General features: G+C 63.0%; 3 protein-coding genes. All 3 read left to right on the top strand.

Going from position 1 to position 3,700, the window contains the following annotated elements; translation table 11 throughout:
- Positions 1-1,662: tetratricopeptide repeat protein (locus IBX54_RS13445; protein ID WP_296543166.1), on the top strand; the 1,662-nt coding region annotated here is incomplete at its 5' end.
- On the top strand, positions 1,659-3,425 hold the full coding sequence (locus IBX54_RS13440) for a tetratricopeptide repeat protein (RefSeq protein ID WP_296543165.1): 1,767 nt from the start codon (positions 1,659-1,661) through the stop codon (positions 3,423-3,425). The genes IBX54_RS13445 and IBX54_RS13440, both read left to right, overlap by 4 nt.
- 97 nt (positions 3,426-3,522) lie before the next feature.
- Positions 3,523-3,700 (top strand): tetratricopeptide repeat protein (locus IBX54_RS13435; protein WP_296543167.1); only part of this gene is annotated, 178 nt, incomplete at its 3' end.

Genomic DNA, 3,700 nt, shown 5'->3' with positions numbered 1-3,700 from the left:
ATTGCGCTGCAGCCCAACTTTCCCGATGCCAGCTACAACCTGGGCAATGCGCTCATGGCCATGGGCCAGCTCGACGAGGCCATCATCAGCTACCAACAGGCATTGCGGTTCAACCCGGGTTTTGCCGAGTACTACCTCAAGATCGGCAATGCGCTGCTGGACCTGGGCCGCACTGACGAAGCCATCGCCAGTTACCGCCAGACCACTGTGCTGCAACCAGGCTACGCCCAGGCCCACTACAACCTGGCCAACGCGCTCATCGACAAAGGCCAGGTGGACAAGGCCGTTGCCAGCTTTCGCCAGGCGCTTGCCCTCAAGCCCGATGACGTTGCCACGCTTTGCAATTACGCCAAGGCGCGCATGGGCCAGGGCCAGTCTGACGAGGCCATCGCCTGCTACCGCCGGGCGATGGCGCTCAATCCGGATAACGTGCTGCCTTACACCGGCCTGCTGTTTGGCCTGCAAAACCTCGCCACCTGCAGCGCGCAAGAATTGTTTCAGGAGCATTTGCGCTTCGCCGAGCACTTCGAGGCGCCGCTCAAGCCCTTCTGGCAGCCGCACCCCAACCCCCGCGAGCCTGGGCGGCACCTCAGGCTGGGCTATGTCTCGGGCGACTTTTGCAACCATCCGGTGGCCTATTTCCTTGAGCCGATCCTGGCCCATCACGACAAAACGCAATTCGAGCTGTTTGGCTACTACAGCCACACCCGGCAAGACAGCCATACTGCGCGCATTGCCGCCCAAATGGACCACTGGCTGCCCTGCAAAACCCTGAGCGACGCGCAGCTCGCCGAGCGCATCCGTCTTGATGGCATTGACATTCTGGTTGATCTGGCTGGTCACACCGGCCACAACCGCCTGCTGGTGTTTGCCCGCAAACCCGCGCCAGTGCAAGCCACCTACATTGGCTACCCCGGCACCACGGGTTTAAGTTCCATCGACTACCGCATCAGCGACCCCTGGCAAGACCCACCGGGCCTGACCGAGCGCTACCACAGCGAAACACTGGTGCGCATTCCTGGCGGCATGGCCTTTACGCCCTACGACGACGCGCCCGCCATCAACCCGCTGCCGGCGCTCACGTCGGGCGAGCTGATGCTGGCCTGCCTTAACAACCCGGCCAAGATCAACCAGGCAGTCACCCGTTTGTGGGCGCGTATTTTGCACGCCCTGCCGCAGGCAAGGCTGATGCTGGGCAACGTGACCGACAGCGGCATCCGACAGCAGCTCACCGGGTGGTTCAGCCAAGCCGGCATTAGCCCCGAGCGGCTGCTGTTGCAGCCGCGCGTGTCGGTGTCGGAGTACCTGGCGCTGCACCACCAGATCGACCTCGCGCTCGACCCCTTTCCGTACAACGGCGGAACCACCACCATGCATTCGCTGTGGATGGGCGTGCCCGTGATCGCGCTGGCTGGCGACCACGCGGTGTCGCGCCTGTGCGCGGCGCACCTGTCGCGCGTGGGCCTGCACGAATTCATCGCGCACAGCGAAGATGAATATTTGCAATGCGCAGTCAAGTTTGCCAGCGACCTGCCCGCGCTTAACGCGGTGCGCCAGTCGCTGCGCGCGCGCATGAACGCGCCCGAATGCCAACCCGCCAATATCACCCGCCAACTTGAAGCCGCTTACCGCGACATGTGGCGCACATGGTGCCAATCATGACGCAACCCGGCGGGCATGCCGCAGTGAACCATTTCGAGCAAGGCAACACGCGATTGGCACAGGGCCAGTTAGATGGCGCCATCGCCAGTTACCGGCAGGCGCTTTTGCTCAAGCGCGATGACGCTTCGGCCTACTGCAATCTGGGGATGGCGCTGAACGCAAAGGGTCAATTTGAAGAGGCCGTTGGCCATCTTCAGCAGGCGCTGCGTCTTGACCCTGCCAGTGTTCATGCCCACATCAATCTTGGCAATGCGTTGTGCAATCTGCGCCGTCCGGACCAGGCCATTGCGCACTATCGGCAGGCACTCACGCTGCGCCCTGGTCTGGCTGGCCTGCACCATAACCTGGGCAAGGCGCTGCAGGATCAAGGCCATTCGGATGAGGCCATCGGCCATTACCGGCAAGCGCTGCTCATCGAACCGAACTACGGCGACGCCTACCTGGATTTGGCCAAGGCTCTCGTGGAACAGGGCCAGGTGGACGAGGCCGCCGCCATTTACCGCAAGATACTGCTGCATCTGCCTGACAACGCCGAAATCCACAGCAGCCTGTTGTTTGTCCTGCAAAGCGTCAGCAGTTGCCCGCCGCCAGCGCTGTTTGCCGAACATCTGCGTTATGCCGACATGGTTGAAATCCCGCTCAAACCCTTCTGGCAGCCGCACGACAACCGCCGCGACCCCGAGCGGCGCCTCAAAGTGGGTTACGTCTCGGGGGATTTTCACCGCCATCCGGTGGCCTATTTCCTTGAGCCGATCCTGACCCATCATGACAAGTCACAAGTCGAACTTTTTGGCTACAGCAACAATGCCTATAGCGACCAGCACACCGGGCGCATCGCCGCTGCCATGGACCACTGGCTGCTCTGCACTGGTCTGAGCGACGAACAACTGGCCGCGCGCATCCGTCTTGATGCCATCGACATTCTGGTCGATCTGTCGGGTCACACTGCGCTTAACCGTTTGCCGGTCTTTGCCCGCAAGCCTGCGCCGGTGCAGGTCAGCTACATCGGCTACCCCGGCAGCACGGGCCTGAGTGCCATCGACTACCGCATCAGCGACCCCTGGCAAGACCCCGTGGGCCTGACCGAGCGCTACCACAGCGAAACCCTGGTGCGCCTGGCCGGCGGCATGGCATACCAGCCCGATGCCGGCGCACCCGACGTCAACGCATTGCCTGCCCTGACGTCGGGCGAGCTGATGCTGGCCTGCCTCAACAACCTGAGCAAGGTCAGTCCGGCGGTGATCAATTTGTGGGCGCGCATTCTGCACGCCCTGCCGCAGGCGCAGCTGATGCTGGGCAACGTGAACGACAGCAGCACCCGGGAGCGGCTTCTCGATTTGTTCGGCCAGGCTGGCATCGGCCCTGAGCGCCTGATGCTGCAGCCGCGCGTACCGATGGCAGACTATTTGGCGCTGCACCACCAGATCGACCTCGCGCTCGACCCCTTTCCCTACAACGGCGGCACCACCACCATGCATTCGCTGTGGATGGGCGTGCCGGTGATCACGCTCGCCGGTGATCACGCGGTGTCGCGCCTTTGCGCCGCCCACCTGTCACGCGTGGGGCTGGACGCGTTCATCACCCACAGCGAAGATGAATATTTGCAGTGCGCAGTGAAGTTTGCCAACGACCTGCCCGCGCTCGATGCGGTGCGCCAGTCGCTGCGCGCACGCATGAACGCGCCAGCATGCCAACCCGCCGCCATCACCCGCCAACTCGAAGCCGCTTACCGCGACATGTGGCGCACCTGGTGCAATTCATGAGCCCCGTCACTGCGAGCGTAGCGTGGCAGTCCATGCAGTCGGAAGTCATGGATTGCTTCACTGCGTTCGCAATGACATCCTTCTTTCACTCTGAATCATGAACCACTTCAACGTTGCGGGCGCGCTGCAAGCCGCCGTCCAGTACCACCAGAACGGGCAACTGGCGCAGGCTCAGGCGCTTTACCGGCAGATTTTGCAGGCCAACCCCAACCACCCCGACGCGCTGCACCTGCTCGGCCTGATCGAGCACCAGCAGGGCCGCAGCGCCCACGGCC

Source organism: Rhodoferax sp., from assembly GCF_014859475.1.
Classification (GTDB): domain Bacteria; phylum Pseudomonadota; class Gammaproteobacteria; order Burkholderiales; family Burkholderiaceae_C; genus Rhodoferax.
Note: the sequence above shows the minus strand (reverse complement) of the source record. Positions and strands in the feature narration are given on the sequence as shown.

What these genes read in the sequence shown, in the direction of transcription:
- IBX54_RS13440 (WP_296543165.1), top strand. Translation starts at nt 1,659, where the DNA reads ATGACGCAACCCGGCGGGCATGCCGCAGTGAACCATTTCGAGCAAGGC.